Source organism: Peribacillus sp. YIM B13472 (assembly GCF_042788005.1).
GTDB lineage: Bacteria > Bacillota > Bacilli > Bacillales > DSM-1321 > Peribacillus > Peribacillus simplex_E.
The window spans coordinates 1-17,811 of the sequence record NZ_JBHZPG010000048.1; the positions used below are offsets into that span (position 1 = coordinate 1).

Below are 17,811 nucleotides of genomic sequence, written 5' to 3' on the forward strand. Positions count from 1 at the left end.
GCTTTTTTGATAGTGTGTGCTCACTTAAAATTTAACGTTGGCGCTTTGTTTTGTTCAGTTTTCAAAGAGCAATTTGTTGTAGGTTTTTTTCAACTAATTCATCTTAACATAACGTTGAATAGTTGTCAACTTCTACGAAGTATTTCTTTTTTAAAAATCGCTCATTAATTAGGCGACTTCATTATCATACTGCTATTTTTCTTTAGTGTCAACATTTAATCCGTAAAATAAGAATTTCTAATAACACTTTCCTCTTGATACCATCTTGTTAATGAATACAAAAAAAACACCGTACGTGTTTCATCATTAAATTAATCAACTGGGATGCACTAAACTGAAGATTTTATCAAAACATGCCCTTATACTATTTAATTGGATTATTCTTTTTATAAAAAAGATTGATCATTTTAATGTTCCTTAATGAACTAACGCACCCGTTAGTTCATTAACGAGATACAATTGGTGCATGCAGTTTTCCATGAAAACAAGTTAATCACCAACAGCTGGATCTCCTTCATTTTCTCTTTCCCCCAAGGTTTGGACGAACCTTAATAAATATCCGTCTGGGTCCATGATTAAAAATTCCTTCTGACCTACTAATTTAGTATCTGCTCTATACCAATTCTCCTGAATTTCTATCTTAATCGGATACTGATACATTCTTAGACTTTTATATATTTCGTTAATATCACTTACCGTTATTTGAAAGTTAATTCCCCTCCCAAAAGGATATGATAACTCCCCAGTCTGCCAATAGCCATTTATCTCTTCAATCATAATTTGACAGTCATTTAGTGATAACATAGCGAACTTATCTTCTGGACGTTGATACTCTAACTTAAACGAGAGAATGTTTAAATAAAAATTAAGACTTTTATTTATATCTGAAACTGATAACTCTGGTACTAATGAATTTAGTCTAAACATCATATCTATCTCCATTTCCAATGTTGTTAGCACCCTTTATTCTATATCATTCCTTATTGAACTATCCTGCCCCTATAGTTTAAGTACATTTCTTCACAATCTCATAATAGAATTAACATAAATATCCATTTTGTAAATGAGATATCTTTATTGAGTTGTCTCTCCTACAAAAACTGTTTAAAATGATCACTCTTTGCCTTCCATATAAAGAATGTACTCACTTTTAGTTCCTACTGATTAGACACAAAAGTGAGTACATTAATTTGTGAAATGGTTGATTAATAGGTATTTATAGATGCCTGAAATGTTCTTACATTTATGACTTTCTACACTAATACACAACAATCCGTGAAGACTCCTCCAATTATCAAATGTTTAATATCCAGACTTTTGAGCATTAAATCGATGCTTGATTCATAGAAGCCGCGTATCGGTATTTACTAATAATGATGTCATTTTTGTGAGGTTTTATCTTATCTATAATTTAGATAGAATTCATATCTTAGTGATAATAGATAGGTTCCTCATGTTTATTCAACAGTTCATTGCTTACTAGGCCAATAGCTTCTCCCCTGCTTATATGTCGAGTGTAAATAACAGGTATCCATTGTTGACGTCATGTATGAACAAGAGTCATGGCATTTTGAACAATGTCATTCATACCAACAACATTTGATTTACCATTTTCTTTTTGTATATCAATAGAAGAGCTGTTTTTTTCATATCCATTGTAGCTCACTCCTAAATTTTCTTTCATCTTTTCAACTTTAACTTCAGTTATATTGTTTCATTCAAAATTGCATGGTACATGATAGTTGATTATCTACCATGTACCATGTAAGTCTTCGGAAAAATGAATATGACGTAAAATGTAACCACTATCTTCTTTATAATTTTCATAATAAGAATTATTTAATTATCTACTTTCAAAGAGAGTTAACACTTGCTTGCTAAAACATACATATGATCTGCCTATCAGAAAAGCAATGTTGCCATAACCTTCAAATTCAGTTAACAGCCTAAATTTGTAACGACATTCGAATCATTATCAAATCTCCAGCCATTTTTCCACAAGACCTGCCACTCCTTAAGCTCCATCCGACAAGACTTCTCAGCGACATAGCGACATGTGGATATTTTACTGCTAATGAGAGGGCTTCTTCAAATGCATCTGCAACATACACAACTAAACCGCCTGTACCATCCGCAAAAGGCCCTCTTGCAAAGACTTTCCCTTTATGATCAAGTTCGTTTAAATACTCGATATGACGTGGACGCACTTCTATATTTTTTTAGCATCAATCATATGTAAAAATGCTGCATAATAAGCCATGCTTTTCCACTCCCTAATTTCGATTCCAGACAACCAGCTTCATTTCTGTCATTTCTTCTTATTTATCGACCTGGTAGCCTTTAAGTTGCATGATTTCTTCAGGATTAAGAGCTGTAAGCGACGTTTAGATTAAGAGTATTCCTGAACAGCAGGCCAGCTAATACAGACTGTACAGAAAGGTAAGAACTTAACCTTTTTGGCATTCTGTACGTCGTTAAGGCATTTAAATGTCCCAACCTCGATCTGTACGGCTAACTCCATTCTGTAGTTTCCTTGTTCCATTTATGGCAAGCCATCATACCAAAATAGACTTTATGCAATCTCCATTTTTATCCTAGACTTAGATTATCATGTAAACATAATTAAACGACTTTTAACTATTATAAAACAAGACAAATTAAAAAAGTCAATTCCGTACTGCGAATCAGCTTTTTTTAATTTGTTTAGTTTTGTTTCAATCGTCTATAAAAAAATACATTTTTCGGAAACATAATAGGAGGAGGGGTATTATATCGTCTATCCATTGTTTCTTAGTTCCAAGTGCTATTACAATATTTTCACTCCTACTTTTCTTCTCTAGGCTTGGTATTGTAAGGAATAGGTTCTTCTTTCTTAATTTTCTTTGTATCTGTATACATACTTGAGCGTAAACGGATAAATTGATAAAGGTGTGTGACGATCACTTTCAGTATGGCATAACCCGGAACTGCTAGAATAATACCTATAATTCCGAATAGATTTCCTGCAGTCAAAATTACAAAAATGACAGTAATGGGATGAATGTTCAAACTTTTACCCATGATTTGAGGTGATATTAACTTACCTTCAAGTAATTGGACGATAATCCAAACAACAGCCAGTTTTAGAACCATGAATGGTGACATGACAAAAGCAATGATAATAGCCGGTAAAATAGCAATAATCGGGCCTAAATAAGGAACTACGTTTGTCAACATAGCTATTATTGCGAGCAATAACGCATAGTCAATCCCAATAATTAAATAGCCAATAAAAAACAGGACACCGATACAAATAGCAACAAAAAGTTGACCTCGAATGTATGAACTTAATGCATGATTCATGTCCCCAAAGATTTCTTTTGCTTCGGGACGTGTTTGATTGGGTAAAAGCCTTACGATGTATTTCGGTAAATCTTTACCATCCTTTAATAAATAAAAAAGGATAAAAGGCAAGACAGCAAACGCTAGGATCACTTCAGTGAGTGTACCAATAAAAGTAAGAACGCCCTGTGAAAAGCCGGAAACATACTCGTTAAGATGACCGGAAAAGCTTTTAGAAACCTTATCAATGTCAGTATTAGTCGATTGGGCTCCCTGATTAACATACTTATTTTGAGAAACATTCTGAACCATATCTTGAATATCATGACTGATTTTTGGAATGTTACTTACTAGACTTTGTACTTGATCTTTTAAAGGGGGGATAACAGATAAAATGACGATCGCCAACAAACCTATTATGACTAAGTATAGTAACAGAATAGATAGAATCCTCTTATTCCCCTTCTTTTCCAAATAATTAATCAATGGATTAAACAAATAAAAGCAGACGCCAGCTAATAAGACCGGTAAAAAGATCGTTTTTGCAAAGATTGCGAACGGCACCAGAATAAAAGTTATTTTAGATAAAGCAAAGGTTGTGATGCTAAGTAAAAAGACGATGATCGTATAGACAATGAATTTGCTATTTAATATCTTCTTTTTGAAAAAAGTATCCCTGGGGTTTTCGTTTTCCAAAAACATCCAACTCCTAATTCTATTATTTACTATTTTGATTTAATAACTCCTTTATCGTATCATCTCATCGTCCTTTCCCATAACTCACATACTGCATTCACTCAAAATCTATTATATACTAACAATTCATCTTTTTTAGCACGGATTGTTACTTCAACTTTTTCTATTTAGGAGAACTCTTATGTCCCATTTAAGATATTTTATGAGTATAACCTCAAAGAAAAAGGGGAATCTTAAATAACTGATTAATTTCTCCACCACACTTAATGAAGGTTTTATCATGAATGAAAACAAGGGAACGAAAAAAAAGCAGAAGGGAAATGGGATAAAGATAAAGGAGCTGTTAAGGAAACGGTTGGTAAAGTAAAAGATGCATGGTCCCGATAAGGATAAGAAATAAAAATCCGGTCATAAATAAACCTGCAAATGGTGAAACAATTACCATTTGCAGGTTTTTTCATTTTTTATTCCTTGTATGGATGTAAAGACATTAATTGGGGGGAGTAAGTCTTTTGTAACGCGCCTCAGCAAACATATATACACCGTATGCAATTAATCCAAGTGAAACAATCGTGAGCATCACAGGTCCAAACGGTTGAGTGGCCACCTCAGCAAGTGCGCCGTCAAGACCTTTGGTTTCATCCGGGTCAGCTTGGATTGCTGTTTTAATAAGAAAAACTCCAATAATTCCAAATATTACGCCCCGTGCAGAAATCCCAAACTTCCCAAGGTATTTACTCCACTTCCGTTCCTTTTGGCTCATCTCATTCTTTTTTAACTGTTTTTGAAAACGGCCGGACAATGCCCAGAAAATCTGACCTATTCCGACGATAAAAATGACTGTACCCGTGATGGCAATGATTGTTTGTCCGAATGGCTGTGCTAGCATTCTTGCTGATAATGTTTGATAATGTCCACTAGTTGTATGAACTCTCGTATGAAGTAAAATTTTTACCGTACTGACACATAAGCAAATATAAATAATAGCAACCACCAAATAACTGATTCTGCTAACAATGCCTTTTATATTATAACCCTTATTTTCAGGGTCAAAAATTGTCCTTATAATTTGCCAACATGCATATCCACTCAGCCCCACAGCTAAAATGATAACCACTAAGAATCCAAACGGTTGTTTTGCAATGGTATATAAAGCCCCTTGAGAGGTTGTTAACTTCCCTCCGAGACCAAACGCCATTTGAATGGCCAACAATCCTATTAGGAAATAAACAGAGCCTTGAGCCATATGACCAAAACGAGCAAAGCTAAACAGCCATGGCTTGGCATCTGCTTTTGCTTGACTTAACTTATTATCAAGAGTTTTCTTCTTATCAAACAGAGACTTTTTCATCCAGAATCCCCTTCATAAATATAATAAATAAAAGCTATCGTATGGAGCATTAGATTAGCTAACCAGTTTTTTAAAAAAGTTAAGTTGTAAATTTCACTTATAGTTTTTTAAGTAACGACTAAGCGTTCTCTGTAATTGTCTAATGTAAATCTAAGATAAAATTCTATTAATATAAAAAACGGACACAATCTTGTGTCCGTTTCGATAGTTAACCACGTTTTCGCAAACTTCTTAAAATAAGGCTGATAATAAAAACTAAGATAATGGCTCCAATAATAGCCGGTATGATAAAGAAACCGCCTACTTCTGGTCCCCATGATCCTAAAATTAGAGAACCTAGCCAAGCGCCGATAAAACCAGCAATAATGTTCCCAATAATTCCACCTGGTATATCACGGCCTGCAATAAGACTTGCAATCCAACCGATAATTCCTCCAATAATAAGTGCCCAAATAAACCCCAAAACATTTCCTCCTAAAAAAAACATAAATGTTGAAAAACATAAAATGATGAAAAATGTATTTCGGTAGTAATTTTCCCTGTTTTGAAAGATATAAACCTAAAAAAGAAAAAAGAATTATGAAATTCTCCCCACAGTCCTACATCTCAAATGAAAGGGTTAATATTATTGTTGGATAACTTCTCATTTAAGTACTAAAAAAATTATTCAAGTTTTACATCCAAGATAAACGGGGTACTACTTGAAAATAATTAACATCTCATAGGAGGAATCAACTAATGAATATACAAATAATAGTATCTGGTACGTGAATTTAATACTGAGCAAGAAGTTGTAAATGCTGTAAAGGAATTAGAATCAAGCGGACCTATATGTTTTGACACATGAGAAGGATCGAACACAAAAAATCCCTGATAAAGCAGATACTAATACTATCGGTGTGGAAGAACAAGGTTTAGGAACAACTATTAAAAATGCCTTCCAAAAAACCGGAGATGAATTGCGTAATAAGATGGAAGAAATCGGCATCAAGGAAAAATATTATTATTTGTGAAGGACCAAGAAAAGGATCAAGGATGGGTATAAAAAAGAAGAATTTGTATCTTTTGCCTTGATTTTAATAATATTATGTAACTCGATTTCTACGCAACTTCCCCATTCTATGTTCATTCAGCTAACAAGCATATATCCCGGTGGGTGTTTGAATTTTGGTACGCTGATAAAGATAATCGGAATATCTTTGGGCTTCTCAATTTGCTGGATACGTCGTCGGAATCGATACCATTGATTTTAGCTTCATAATATCAAGCTGGATTAAGTCAAAGGGAAGGAATGAGAAGTATGCGCCAAGAACAATACACAACCAAAAGATGGATAGTCTACTGTCCATCTACCCAACGCTATGTGAATCACGAAATTTCTTTTGGAGGGACGGATGAAAAGGAAGAAGAGATCGCTACTTGTACAGGTATCGAGGATTGCTGCTGCGATTGTTTGTTTCTTCTTGGTTATCGATCCGTAGGTGGGACAGGAAAGAAAAAATCAGTTTTCTCAATTCAAATCTCCAAAAACAAGTAAATTTATATAAGTTCATTTATATAACCCTTATTCCACTACCATGAAAATAAGTTTCTTTAAAAATGAAAAATAACAATACTTAAGAAGACCCTGCTCAATCGTTTAAAAAAAAGAGGAGAGCGTTAATTAATTAGTCTATGGATTAGGGTTGACTGGATTAAGGTCAGTATCAGTATTGACACTTCCTAACCATTTTCATTCTTTGTGGTGAATCGCTGACTTTTGCGATTCATGGATGGCTAAAGGGTGTGTTAGCTGAAGATCGGAGCTATCTTTAAGGCAGCTTTTTCTTATAGAACTCCCATGAAAATTAAAAAAGCTCAAAATCCAGAAAAAATCACAACAAAATAGACCCAGTAAAAACGCTTTTTAAAAAAGGCTGAGCCTTATGAGTGATCAGATTGAGTTTGGTAAATCGTTAAACAAAAGCCTCCAATCATAGCAAATTAAGTAGAGGCTAGCGCGACGACCAAAAAAGGATTAATCTCCCATGAGTGCTACCCATAAAGGGCGCGACAGTCGGTGGTACACCGTGGTCGTCGGAGTCAGACTAACGGATGGGCTCAAAGGCACATAGTTCAACGACCTTCTTCGCCAGCCATTAAAACATTATCGAAATAGAGACCAATTTTCATTCTCTGTGGTGAAGCGCTGATTTTTGCGCTTCATGGGTGGCTAACGGGGCAGGTTAGTTCCATGAGGAACCTAATCTGAGTAATTTTATTGTATCTTCTAAACAGAATTTTTCTGTGTTATTATTATTTATACAAATATTACCACCATAAATAAACAAACACCCCCTCTTCCTAATTAGATTTTTTATTATTCGATATCACAATGAATACAAAGTTAAGTGAAATATATCTAAAAAGATCTCAAAGGAGTGAAACCAATGTAAACAAATATCTTTCTCTTAGAAAAACTAAATAAGAGGGGTTGTTTTCATTGAAGAATAAATCATTTAATGTATTGATGGCAGGACAATCTTTAGCAAATGCTGGAGATGTTTGTAATGCTTGAAGCATATAGGCCTAGTGAGAAAAACCAAACTAAATTATCTCTATTTACTCCAGTCAATATAGGTTCATTACCCAATAATAGGGATTTTACTTTTGATAACTTTTTATTATCTTCAAAGGCAAAGGAAGCTGAATTTGTAATTTCTGAGGAAGAGAAGAGTAGGAAAATCAAGCAAAACTTTGTCTTAAATCAAAATAATAATCTTATTGAAGTTCAATAGAAATATTATTTATGAATGTGGCAAATATCAAGTCTAAATTAAAAAAACCTTAATAAATAAAGGAGAGTACATATTAGCCATGTATAATATGTACTCTCCTTTTTTCTTTTAGTGAACTAACGCACCCGTTAGTTTAAGTACAATCCTTCACAATCTCTTCTAAACTTTAACATAATCCAATCCCTAAAATGTGTTGTTCCAGAATCTGGTGCAATAAAAAAATCCGCCTTCTTATTAAAGAAAAGCTCCCTTTAATTAAACTGTTACTATTATTTTGTCGCCCGTTTTATAATGTAGATAAATTACAAAACTGACGAATGATTTTCCGGAGTCCTTGGCATAGTAAACTTTTCATTCCTTCATAAAACCAGTAATTTGACGATACAGCTGCTCGGGATGGGTGAGATTGACCATATGGTCAGCACCTGGAATTTCTATGATTCGAGCGTCTGAGTGCTTTCGAAAGTAATTGGCAACACGAAGGTTATCGGCTGAATCCTCCTTACCAATTATTAATAATGTTTTGGCCGCCAATTCTCCTAATCTTTCGATGGCCGGTGGTTGCGGCCAAATCAATTTAACAGCCGGCCATTCAAACATACGGTTCATATGGTGCCTGAGCATTTGAACCATTAAATTCCGGTGAGGACTCACCGTTACGACACGATACGATGGATCACCGAGCAAAAGCTCAACCATCTTATCGATATCCGGAGCAGCTTCATGAATCTTCTTCATATTCTTTTCAAATTCCTTTGAATAGCTAAACCCAGATAATCCAGGCGCAAGCAAAACAAGTTTTGAAACCTTTTCAGGATAATTCAGAGCGAATTCAGTGGCAATTTGGCCACCCATTGAGTGACCGATGAGTGTCGCCTGATTGATTTCAAGATGATTAAGCAGCGACAGCAAATCTTCAACATGATTGACATCTTCTAAAGGGGACGATGATTTCCCGGTCCCACGTCCGTCAAAAGCAACGACCTTGAAGTGTTTCGCTAAAAGAGATGCGACAAATGTCCAGTTCCGTACATCAGCACCACCAGTGAGGAGAACCACAGGATGACCATTACCATTAACTTCGTAATACAAATCCATTGAAATCCCTCCATTCATTACAATTTAATCTTATAATTTAATAATTAATACTATGTTATCTTTCTTAAATAATCCTGCTTTTATCTAGCTTAACTTACAATTCAAGAAGTACCTTTTAATTCCCTTCCATATTCTAGAATATGGCCCGATTGTTGAACACAAGTTAAAAACCTCTCTTCAACTAACCTGCCCCGTTAGTGCCATAAGAAAAAGGCTGCATCAGCAACCTCCCTTATTGAACTAAAGCACCCGTTAGTTGATTAAGATTTTTTTATTTATGTTCTTTAATTGGCATAAAATTAGAAGGGGTTAATTCTTCAGACTCTATTACAATTGCAGTTAGTCCAGTGGCAGTTGCTGTTTCGTGTCCTTCACCCTTTTCCCAAAAGACCACATCGTTAGCTTTTATATTTACTATTAATTCATCATCACCACGAACCCATCCTTCCCCATCTACAACAATGAGTAATTGTGGGATAACAGCTTGATGGAAACCTACAATTCCGTTAGCTTCTAAATGCATACAACCAATTTGTGTAGGTTTTTCTGTTTTTACAATTCGAGACATAATGAAATTTGAATTAAAATGAGAAATGTTTTTTCCTACTTCTTTGTCAAATCTATAAAATTCCAAAAAGATTAACCCCCTCTTTTTACATTCTACTTTGTAAATACTACGTACTTAATCAATAGTCCTGTTTAAAATTTATTCTTTCACTAATCTGCCCCTTTAGTTCCATAGGAAAAGGAGCTGTTGATCAGCTCCTGGCATTGAAGTAAAGCACCCGTTTGTTTGCAATGAAAGTGTTTACTCTTTAATCCACTCTAACAATTCCATACGGTTACCAAAAGGGTCGGAAATATAGAACCTTTTAGCTCCTGGAAGTTTATCGTCTTCAATAACATCAATCCCGTTTGTTACCAGATGTTTTTTTAATTCCTCTATATTTTCTATTTCAAAAGCAGGATGTGCCTTTTTGGCTGGATAAAATGGTTCTTCGATTCCTATATGTATTTGATAATTTCCAAATTCAAACCAAACCCCGCCACGTTTCTTTAATTCTTCAGGTTTTTCAACTTCGTCAAAACCTAAAATATTCTTAAAAAACTTTCTTGCAGTTTCCTCACTACCTTTAGGAGCAGCGAGCTGAATATGGTCAATTGATTTAAAAATAAAGGGCATTTATATCCTTCTCCTCTGACTTCAAATGGATATTACTTTTGCTATTTCCAATTTTACGCCAATTGGAATGATAAGGAAATTTTAAAGTTATTATTTATAACCATAAGTCTTCCTTATGGTTATAAATTTTTTTCTTCTTCAACTAACCTGCCCCGTTAGTTGCATAAGGAAAAATCTGCCTTAAAGACAGCTCCGATCTTCAGCTAACGCACCTGTTCGTATTATAAGGTCAGCCAGTTATTTCCGGTTGAACAATTCTTATATCGATATATGATAACTGTAGCCGGGGTAGAACTTACCTGCCCGTGGGACATGATCTGAAAATTTTAGAGAAAGATATTGACATCCTATTAGCTGGTATCGTTTCATTAAGTAGCGTGTGCGTTAATGGATGTAAAATTCATATATAAGTTGTTTAGAATTTCATCATAATCAGTTTTTTTTTACACCAGAACCCTTAATCTGATAGACACTGTAGTGATGAAAATAAGCTTGGTTTGGCGATAAATAATAAGAAAAAATCTATTATTAAGGGAGTACCTGTATGGTTAAATTGTTAATTGCTGATCGCGATCAAAATGAACGAACAGGGATTGGCTGGCTAGTTTCTTCGTTTTCGATTCCATTTGATCACATTCTGTTAGCAGGCTCAGTATCTGAGGTATTTCATCTAATAGAGGCCGAAGTACCAGATGTTGTTTGCATTGAACTCGATATGATTCCAAAGGATGCGTGGGACAGCTTTAAGGAGCTGACCAAACGGTACATACAAAAGGTCATCGTCATGACGGCTGAAGCCACATTTGAACGTGCGCTTCAAGGCATCGAGCTTCATGCCTATGATCTATGGGTAAAACCTCAGTCGCCTGACCATATCAAACGAGTATTAACCCAGTGCTGCAAGGCCGTTTCAAAAAAACTGAGGAGAAACAAGCGCCATCGGCTCAAATTGAGGTTCCTTCCGTATCTTACAGTTCTCTATTCGTGCATCAAGAAACGTTAGGCGCCAATTTCCGATTAATGCTGATGCAGTTGGAAAATTCGAAGAAACAACCTATACTGCTATCTTTTTTACAAGAATATCCATTTAAGAACCGACCGGTTGTATTGCCGCTAAGCGACATGATCGTTTCTGTTTTTTCATTCGATAACCAGCAGCCACAGCCACTCAAACAATTAAAGCACATAGGCAATCGGATTCTAACCGAATGGGAAGAGCAGTTTTCGGAGCCCATGTCACTAGTTTTATATGATACTAATGACCCGTTGCTTTCGTTAAATGAAAAATATCTTCATGCGAAGCAAGCGCTAGAAATTCGTTTTTTCAAAGGATATCGGCAGCTTTCGGTCATTGAGGATAAGGTGAACTGGGTTATGATCGATCCGTTTTTAACCCCGTCTGAACAGCGCGAATGGATTGACATGCTGAACGAAGGTGACAGGGACAAAATTAAGCAGTGGATGTATAAAGAATTTTTGAATAAGGCAGATCCCTATCCCGAGCCAGGTTTATTGCGAACCCGGTTAACAAGCTTATTAGCCCAAGTCCGACGCTTCATGAAGTCATTTTACCTTGACGAAGGGATGCTTGAGAGACGTTATCATCAAGTATTTGAATCCATCCTATACAATCCGATTCTATATCGGATCGTCCAGGAGTTATTGCTGTTCTTATATGAAGTTCTTGATCGGGCAAATAACAATCAAGAAAACGCTCGTACAGATGTGATTGAGCAGGCCATCCGGTACATTGAGGAGAATTTTACTAACCCTAAGCTAAGGCTTGAGGACGTTGCGAACCAAGTAAACAGAAGCGCAGCGTATTTTAGCTCGCTCTTAACAAAAAAACAAGGAAGCTCGTTCCGACAGCTATTAACAAAGACACGGATAAACGAAGCGCAGCGTCTATTGATAGATACAAAACTCTCGATTCAAGATGTAGCAGATAAAACAGGATTTATAAATGCAAATTACTTTAGCAAAATTTTTAAGGAAAAAACCGGTACAACCCCTCGTTCATTTAGAAATCGTAAAAAAGTATAGAAATCTAAAATAATTATAGTTTTCAAATGTAAGCGTTTTACATTACACTATAAATTCGAAAAAAATTAGAAAAATTCAAAAAATAGACGTCTGTTTTCAATCGCTTTCCTTCTCTAAACTAGAGAAGTAGGAAGTGTCCCAAAAATCCAATATTGAAAAGGGGAAAGACGCTTATGACCGAACAAAAATTTAAGATGGATGACGCTCCACTTAACAAGTTCCATATGAAAATTACAGCGCTTACTTTTGGCTCTAATTTCTCTGATGGGTATGCTCTTGGGATTATTGGAGTGGCTCTTACTCTCCTTAGCCCACAAATGGAACTCAATTCGATGTGGGTAGGACTAATTGGAAGTTCTGCTTTGGTCGGGCTCTTTTTCGGTAGTCTAGTACTTGGAGGGTTATCTGACCGCATAGGCAGACAGAAAATATACCTGCTTAACTTCTTATTGGTCACTATAGCTTCGTTGCTGCAACTATTTGTGGATGGGCCCGTAGAGTTGTTAATTTTGCGTTTACTGATAGGTTTTGCTCTCGGAGGCGATTATGCAGTCGGATCGACTTTACTTGCCGAGTTCGCGCCTAGAAAGTATAGGGGATTCTTACTGGCTTCTCTAAATGTGCTCTGGACGGTAGGTTACGTCTCTGCAACCATTGTCGGATATTATTTAGGTCAAGCTGGTCCGGAATCATGGCGTTGGATGCTTGCTAGTGCTGCAATCCCTGCATTCATTGTGCTGGTACTGCGAATCGGAACACCTGAATCCCCACAATGGCTCATCAGCATGGGACGTATTGATGAAGCACGCCATATCGTAAAGAAGTATATCGGGCCTAATGCGGAAATCGACGAAACTGTTATTGAGACTCAAAATAGAAATGGCTTTCGTGCTCTTTTTAACAAAAAATTTCGGAAGCGAACAGCTTTTGGAAGTCTATTTTATGTCTGTATTGTCATTCCGTACTTTGCCATCTACACATTCCTACCGTCTATCTTAAATAGTATGGGTTTAGCAGAAAACTTCACTGTAGACTTGTGGTTAAACATATTCCTAATCTTGGGTTCGATTGCTGGTCTTTGGCTTATGGAGAAATTTTCTCGCAGAGGTTTCACGATTAGTACGTTTGCAATCCTGACCGTCTGCTTGCTTATGCTTAGCATTTTTCACGAACCTAAACTTTTAGTAATTCCGATTTTTCTGGCTTTTACTTTTATATTATCAGCAAATTCAAATCTTACGCTAACATATCCGGCCGAACTTTTCCCAACCGAAATTCGCGCATCTGGGGTTGGTTTTGTGACAGCGTTCAGCCGAATTGGTTCTGCTATCGGGACATTCCTCCTGCCCCTTAGTATGAACACTATAGGGTTGGATGCCTCGATGATTGGAATGACGGCTATTCTGTTAATTGGTACTATCATTTCGATTGCCTGGGCACCGGAGACAAAGTCACTCTCTTTAAGCGAGGCAAGTAATCCTTTTAATGAATCAAGTAATTCAAATTCAAACTTAAACCCCTTGAACCATAAGAAGATAAATTGACATGAAAAAAGGAGTACTTCTCCAATTCCCGAAAGAGAGTTCTCGTTGCGAAATTTTACTAATCCAAAGGCTTAAACATTATAAAAGTTAATGTTTTGTCAAGCTGCATAATATTAGGAGATGATTTTATTATGAAAACACAAGAAAAAGTAATGATAACTGAAGATGATTTTAGTATCGGGGATTTGATTTCAGTAGCAAGGCATCATGCACCTTTGGAGCTGTCTATGAGTGTAAAGAAAAGGATTAGCCAAGGAAGGGATATAGTCGAGCGTTTTGTCGAGGAAGAGCGAGTCATATACGGAATTACGACCGGAGTAGGAGAGAATTCAAAAATAAAAATTTCAGCTTCTGATTCGAGAGAATTGCAAAAAAATATAATTATGAGTCATGCTTGCGGTATGGGCGATCCGTTGGAGAAGGAAATAGTAAGGGCAATTATGGTGATGATGATCAAAAATTTATCCCTTGGTTATTCTGGAGTAAGACTTGAAACAGTAGAGAGATTAGCAGAGATGGTGAATAAAGATGTCATACCATTCGTCCCTCGAGAAGGTTCCCTAGGTTACTTAAATCATCAGGCACATATCAGTTTGGTCCTTTTGGGTATGGGTGAGGCCTATAATCAGGGCGTACTAACAGATGGAGAGACGGCTTTGAAGAAGGCCGGAATCAAGCCAATCGAACTGCATGAAAAGGAAGGGCTTTCTTTGATTAATGGCACGGTAGATATGACTGCAATTGGCGCTCTGGCCGTTTATGATGCCATTAATGTTCTTAAGGCGGCAGACATTGTTTCGATAATCAGTTTTGAGGCGCTGAAAGGAACATACTATGCCTTTGATCCCAAAATTAGTAAAGTAAAACGTCATCCTGGACAAAAAAAGACAACTGATAATATTCATAAGCTGATAGAAAACAGTGAGATCACGGAAAAATTTAAAGATTACCGCACACAAGATGCTCTTAGTATTAGGTCCATTCCACAAGTGCATGGAGCTTGTAAAGACGCTGTTGATTACGTTCGGACGATTGTGGAGAGAGAAATGAATTCAGCCTCAGATAATCCGTTGGTGTTTGATGATCAAGAGGGTGCAAGAGCGATATCTTCTTCCAATTGTCATGGAGAAGCGATAGCCTTAGCCATGGACTTTCTGGCAATCTCTCTATCTGAATTGGCCAATATTTCTGAACGAAGGATTTTTAGACTCGTCTCACCTCAGTATAGCGAGCTGCCACCGTATTTAATCGAGCAAAGTGGGCTTAACTCGGGCTATATGATTCCGCAATATGTCGCGGCGTCATTGGTTTCTAATAATAAGGTTTATTCACATCCGTCGTCTGTGGATTCCATTCCGACAACCGGGGGACAGGAAGATCATGTAAGCATGGGGACATCTGCAGCTTTAAAGGCACTGAAAGTAATCGCCAATACTGAAAAAGTGATTGGGATCGAATGGATGTGCAGCTGCCAGGGGATCGAATTCCTTCAGCCGTTACAGCCTGGAACAGGAACGACTGCAGCCTGCGATTTGTTTAGAAAATATGTGCCTCGCCTTGAGCAGGACAGAATTTTATACAAAGACATGCGTACAGCTGCGGAACTGGTTCATTCAGCAGAAATTGTAAAGCATGTAGAAGCAAAAATCGGTCCTTTGCAGTAGCTTTGAAACAAAGTTTGATCAAACTAATATAAGAAACCTTGATAAATGAATAAATAGAAAGGGCATGTTTTGAAAAAAGATTAATCAAAACATGCCCTTATACTATTTAATTGGATCATTGTTTTATAAAAAAGATTGATTATTTTTGTGTTCCTTAATGAACTAACGCACCCGTTTGTTTAAGTATAATTCTTCACAATCTCGTTCTCCAAAAAAAGAGTTACCCAAGAAGCACTTATTAAAAAAGCACGAAACGATCACTTTATTATTTCCCTCATTGTTACATTTACGTCATTACACCTGAAAACAGACTATTTCTCTGACTCTAATAAGGTTTATAACATGTTGGTTATAAAAAAGAATGAATTAAAAATAGAATTGCAAAAGCAACACCAGACCGCAAATGCCACTTCCGGTCCCTCCTCTGATATCGAAATATTCCCGATATAGGTACTGGAAGCAGGACTAGCAAGGAAAGCAATCCACTTATATTATTTAAATCAAATTTGAAGCCGTGCATAAAAACAGCTACCGTATGCAAGATAATAAAAGCGATGGCGATAATCGCTGCTGGAGTATGCCATCTTCGGGCAAAGCGCAGCAAAGTGGACAACCATTTTTTTACCTTGCCTTGACCTTTCAGCATACGAAGCCTAATAACACGAAGAAGTACATAATAAGCAAGTACAAAAAATAAGGCAATTCTTGCATTGGAGCCAAAACCTTTAAATGTATGTTCGAACTGCCTGCTGTGCAGAGTGGTTAATGAAAGTTGTAATAGTCCCTTAAGTTCCCAGAGCATTATCGAAGCAGCGATAATAATCGCCACGATTACCCATATACGTTCCTTTTTAGGAATCCACCCTTGTTTTTGGACCTTGATTTCCCGTGTATTCATTGATCTGTCCTCCTATAAATAAGATTAGTGTATACACTACATTTCTGCATTTTTAAATTAAAAAATAACTTTTAGATTCTTAACTTGGTCATTGTCACCGAAACCCCATCTACTACTTAAGTGCACGATAGATTAAATAAAATACTTCACATCCTTTAAATTAATTCTGTAATAACCTTACATTAGGTCTCAACACTACGTTGTTCAAATAAACTAATAGACATATAATTACCTCCATTTTTTCCGAAAACAAACCACTTAAAGTTAAAATAACCTTTAATTTTATTTAAATACAATAATGATAATATCTCTCTTCCTTTTTCATCAATACCTAAAAACTTTGGGGCATAGCTGAAACCTTTGTTCTCCAAATGCTTTAATAGCTTATGAATTTTAGGACTATCTGGCTTTAATTCTCGTCGCACAGTATCTCCCGAACGATAAACCCTAGAGACATTCCCTCCTGTTAGCATCTCTTCGTTTTCATGGTGTGGCATCTAAATGTCCCTCCTTAATATGACTTTCTATAAGCCGTAAAATAAATCCTGTTTGATAAACTAACCAGCCCCGTTTGGTGCATAAGAAAAGGAGCTGCTGATCAGCTCCTGGTAATGAAGTAAAGGACTGTGGGCTGAAGAACAACTACTATAAATACCTTTCTTGAAGAAAGATTCCAGAGATCAAAAAATCCAGCTAAAGAGAGTGTAAATTCCGATTAATGTAAAGAAAATGATTAATATTAATATCGTGATACACCCAATAGTAAATATCTTATCCTCCAATGTCTCATCAGGTTCTTCCGTCAATTTTTCTTTAACTTTATTTTGTATAGGAGAAATTGCCTGATTTTGCAGTCTATTTATAATTTCACTATTTCCTTTAAACTTTAGAACTCTGGCTATTCCAATAGGATCGTTACCCATGGATTTTTCGAACTGAATACACGCTTCTATCATTTCAGGTGTCTTATTCTTTTCTAGATACCAATATCGACCGGCCATCGAGGGATATTTTAATGCAAAATAGATATCGCCTAACTTTTTACGGAGTTCTAATTCATCTGGATAGGTGATAATTAACCCGTGTATTCTATCTCTTGCTTTTCCTAAATCATTATTTTTAATGTCCTCTTCTATCTTCTTTAAAGTTTTAACAGGTATTTTTTCTATGAATGCTCCTCCTTCATCTATTTATTTACAGTCGAAATAATCTTCGACGGGAAGAAAACAAATTTTT

Annotated in this window: 17 protein-coding genes and 2 pseudogenes; 7 read left to right on the forward strand and 12 right to left on the reverse strand. The window is 36.2% G+C overall.

All coding sequences use genetic code 11. The features are described from left to right. Positions 1-489 precede the first annotated feature (489 nt). From ACFX4I_RS24115 to ACFX4I_RS24140, 6 genes are all read right to left on the reverse strand, one after another. Complete coding sequence (locus tag ACFX4I_RS24115) at positions 490-942, reverse strand: bleomycin resistance protein (RefSeq protein WP_377423610.1); 453 nt, start codon at positions 940-942, stop codon at positions 490-492. 601 nt (positions 943-1,543) lie between these two features. Continuing rightward, the gene (locus ACFX4I_RS24120; protein WP_377423572.1) at positions 1,544-1,684 is read right to left on the reverse strand and encodes a hypothetical protein; all 141 of its coding nucleotides are present in this window, start codon (positions 1,682-1,684) and stop codon (positions 1,544-1,546) included. 262 nt (positions 1,685-1,946) lie between these two features. Next, positions 1,947-2,207 carry a YciI family protein gene (locus ACFX4I_RS24125; protein ID WP_377423574.1) on the reverse strand — a complete coding sequence of 87 codons (261 nt, stop codon included), beginning with the start codon at positions 2,205-2,207 and terminating at the stop codon, positions 1,947-1,949. 616 nt (positions 2,208-2,823) lie between these two features. Continuing rightward, on the reverse strand, positions 2,824-4,017 hold the full coding sequence (locus ACFX4I_RS24130) for an AI-2E family transporter (protein WP_377423576.1): 1,194 nt from the start codon (positions 4,015-4,017) through the stop codon (positions 2,824-2,826). A gap of 490 nt (positions 4,018-4,507) precedes the next feature. Continuing rightward, positions 4,508-5,368 carry a DUF1206 domain-containing protein gene (locus ACFX4I_RS24135; RefSeq protein ID WP_377423578.1) on the reverse strand — a complete coding sequence of 287 codons (861 nt, stop codon included), beginning with the start codon at positions 5,366-5,368 and terminating at the stop codon, positions 4,508-4,510. Positions 5,369-5,576: 208 nt separating this feature from the next. Further along, a complete protein-coding gene (locus ACFX4I_RS24140; RefSeq protein ID WP_483878226.1) occupies positions 5,577-5,921 on the reverse strand; it encodes a GlsB/YeaQ/YmgE family stress response membrane protein in 345 nt (114 codons plus the stop codon). A gap of 207 nt (positions 5,922-6,128) precedes the next feature. On the opposite strand from ACFX4I_RS24140, the pseudogene ACFX4I_RS24145 reads away from it, so the two are divergent. The 3 genes and pseudogenes from ACFX4I_RS24145 (at position 6,129) to ACFX4I_RS24155 (ending at position 8,145) form a co-directional block, all read left to right on the forward strand. Further along, positions 6,129-6,413, forward strand: a pseudogene (locus ACFX4I_RS24145) (YflT domain-containing protein). Positions 6,414-6,668: 255 nt separating this feature from the next. Beyond that, entirely contained in the window at positions 6,669-6,905 is a 237-nt protein-coding gene (locus tag ACFX4I_RS24150; protein WP_377423580.1) for a hypothetical protein, read from the forward strand. 1,012 nt (positions 6,906-7,917) lie between these two features. After that, entirely contained in the window at positions 7,918-8,145 is a 228-nt protein-coding gene (locus ACFX4I_RS24155) for a hypothetical protein (RefSeq protein WP_377423582.1), read from the forward strand. A gap of 351 nt (positions 8,146-8,496) precedes the next feature. On the opposite strand, the gene ACFX4I_RS24160 is transcribed toward ACFX4I_RS24155, so the two are convergent. The 3 genes from ACFX4I_RS24160 to ACFX4I_RS24170 form a co-directional block, all read right to left on the reverse strand. After that, the gene (locus ACFX4I_RS24160) at positions 8,497-9,243 is read right to left on the reverse strand and encodes an alpha/beta fold hydrolase (RefSeq protein WP_377423584.1); all 747 of its coding nucleotides are present in this window, start codon (positions 9,241-9,243) and stop codon (positions 8,497-8,499) included. Positions 9,244-9,514: 271 nt separating this feature from the next. After that, entirely contained in the window at positions 9,515-9,877 is a 363-nt protein-coding gene (locus tag ACFX4I_RS24165) for a cupin domain-containing protein (RefSeq protein WP_252434231.1), read from the reverse strand. Positions 9,878-10,051: 174 nt separating this feature from the next. Continuing rightward, positions 10,052-10,426: a VOC family protein gene (locus ACFX4I_RS24170; RefSeq protein ID WP_098937224.1), complete on the reverse strand. Its 375-nt coding sequence runs from the start codon at positions 10,424-10,426 to the stop codon at positions 10,052-10,054. A 544-nt stretch (positions 10,427-10,970) separates the two neighbouring features. Between ACFX4I_RS24170 and ACFX4I_RS24175 the strand changes: the two genes are divergently transcribed. The 4 genes from ACFX4I_RS24175 to hutH all read left to right on the forward strand — a co-directional run bounded on the left by ACFX4I_RS24175 (position 10,971) and on the right by hutH (position 15,677). Beyond that, positions 10,971-11,429: a response regulator transcription factor gene (locus ACFX4I_RS24175; protein ID WP_377423587.1), complete on the forward strand. Its 459-nt coding sequence runs from the start codon at positions 10,971-10,973 to the stop codon at positions 11,427-11,429. Beyond that, the gene (locus ACFX4I_RS24180) at positions 11,321-12,469 is read left to right on the forward strand and encodes a helix-turn-helix domain-containing protein (protein ID WP_377423590.1); all 1,149 of its coding nucleotides are present in this window, start codon (positions 11,321-11,323) and stop codon (positions 12,467-12,469) included. The genes ACFX4I_RS24175 and ACFX4I_RS24180 overlap by 109 nt, the downstream gene beginning before the upstream one ends. A 224-nt stretch (positions 12,470-12,693) precedes the next feature. Beyond that, positions 12,694-14,013, forward strand: a complete 1,320-nt coding sequence (locus ACFX4I_RS24185; protein WP_377423612.1) for an MFS transporter — start codon at positions 12,694-12,696, stop codon at positions 14,011-14,013. Between the two features lie 131 nt (positions 14,014-14,144). Beyond that, positions 14,145-15,677: a histidine ammonia-lyase gene (gene hutH, locus ACFX4I_RS24190; RefSeq protein ID WP_377423593.1), complete on the forward strand. Its 1,533-nt coding sequence runs from the start codon at positions 14,145-14,147 to the stop codon at positions 15,675-15,677. A gap of 349 nt (positions 15,678-16,026) precedes the next feature. Here hutH and ACFX4I_RS24195 read toward each other — a convergent pair whose 3' ends face one another. The 3 genes and pseudogenes from ACFX4I_RS24195 to ACFX4I_RS24205 all read right to left on the reverse strand — a co-directional run bounded on the left by ACFX4I_RS24195 (position 16,027) and on the right by ACFX4I_RS24205 (position 17,744). Continuing rightward, the gene (locus tag ACFX4I_RS24195) at positions 16,027-16,575 is read right to left on the reverse strand and encodes a hypothetical protein (RefSeq protein ID WP_230303620.1); all 549 of its coding nucleotides are present in this window, start codon (positions 16,573-16,575) and stop codon (positions 16,027-16,029) included. Between the two features lie 293 nt (positions 16,576-16,868). Continuing rightward, positions 16,869-17,072 (reverse strand): annotated as a pseudogene (locus ACFX4I_RS24200) (aminoglycoside phosphotransferase); the annotation flags it as partial. Positions 17,073-17,255: 183 nt separating this feature from the next. Next, on the reverse strand, positions 17,256-17,744 hold the full coding sequence (locus tag ACFX4I_RS24205; protein WP_377423614.1) for a DUF6584 family protein: 489 nt from the start codon (positions 17,742-17,744) through the stop codon (positions 17,256-17,258). Between the last annotated feature and the right edge of the window lie 67 nt (positions 17,745-17,811).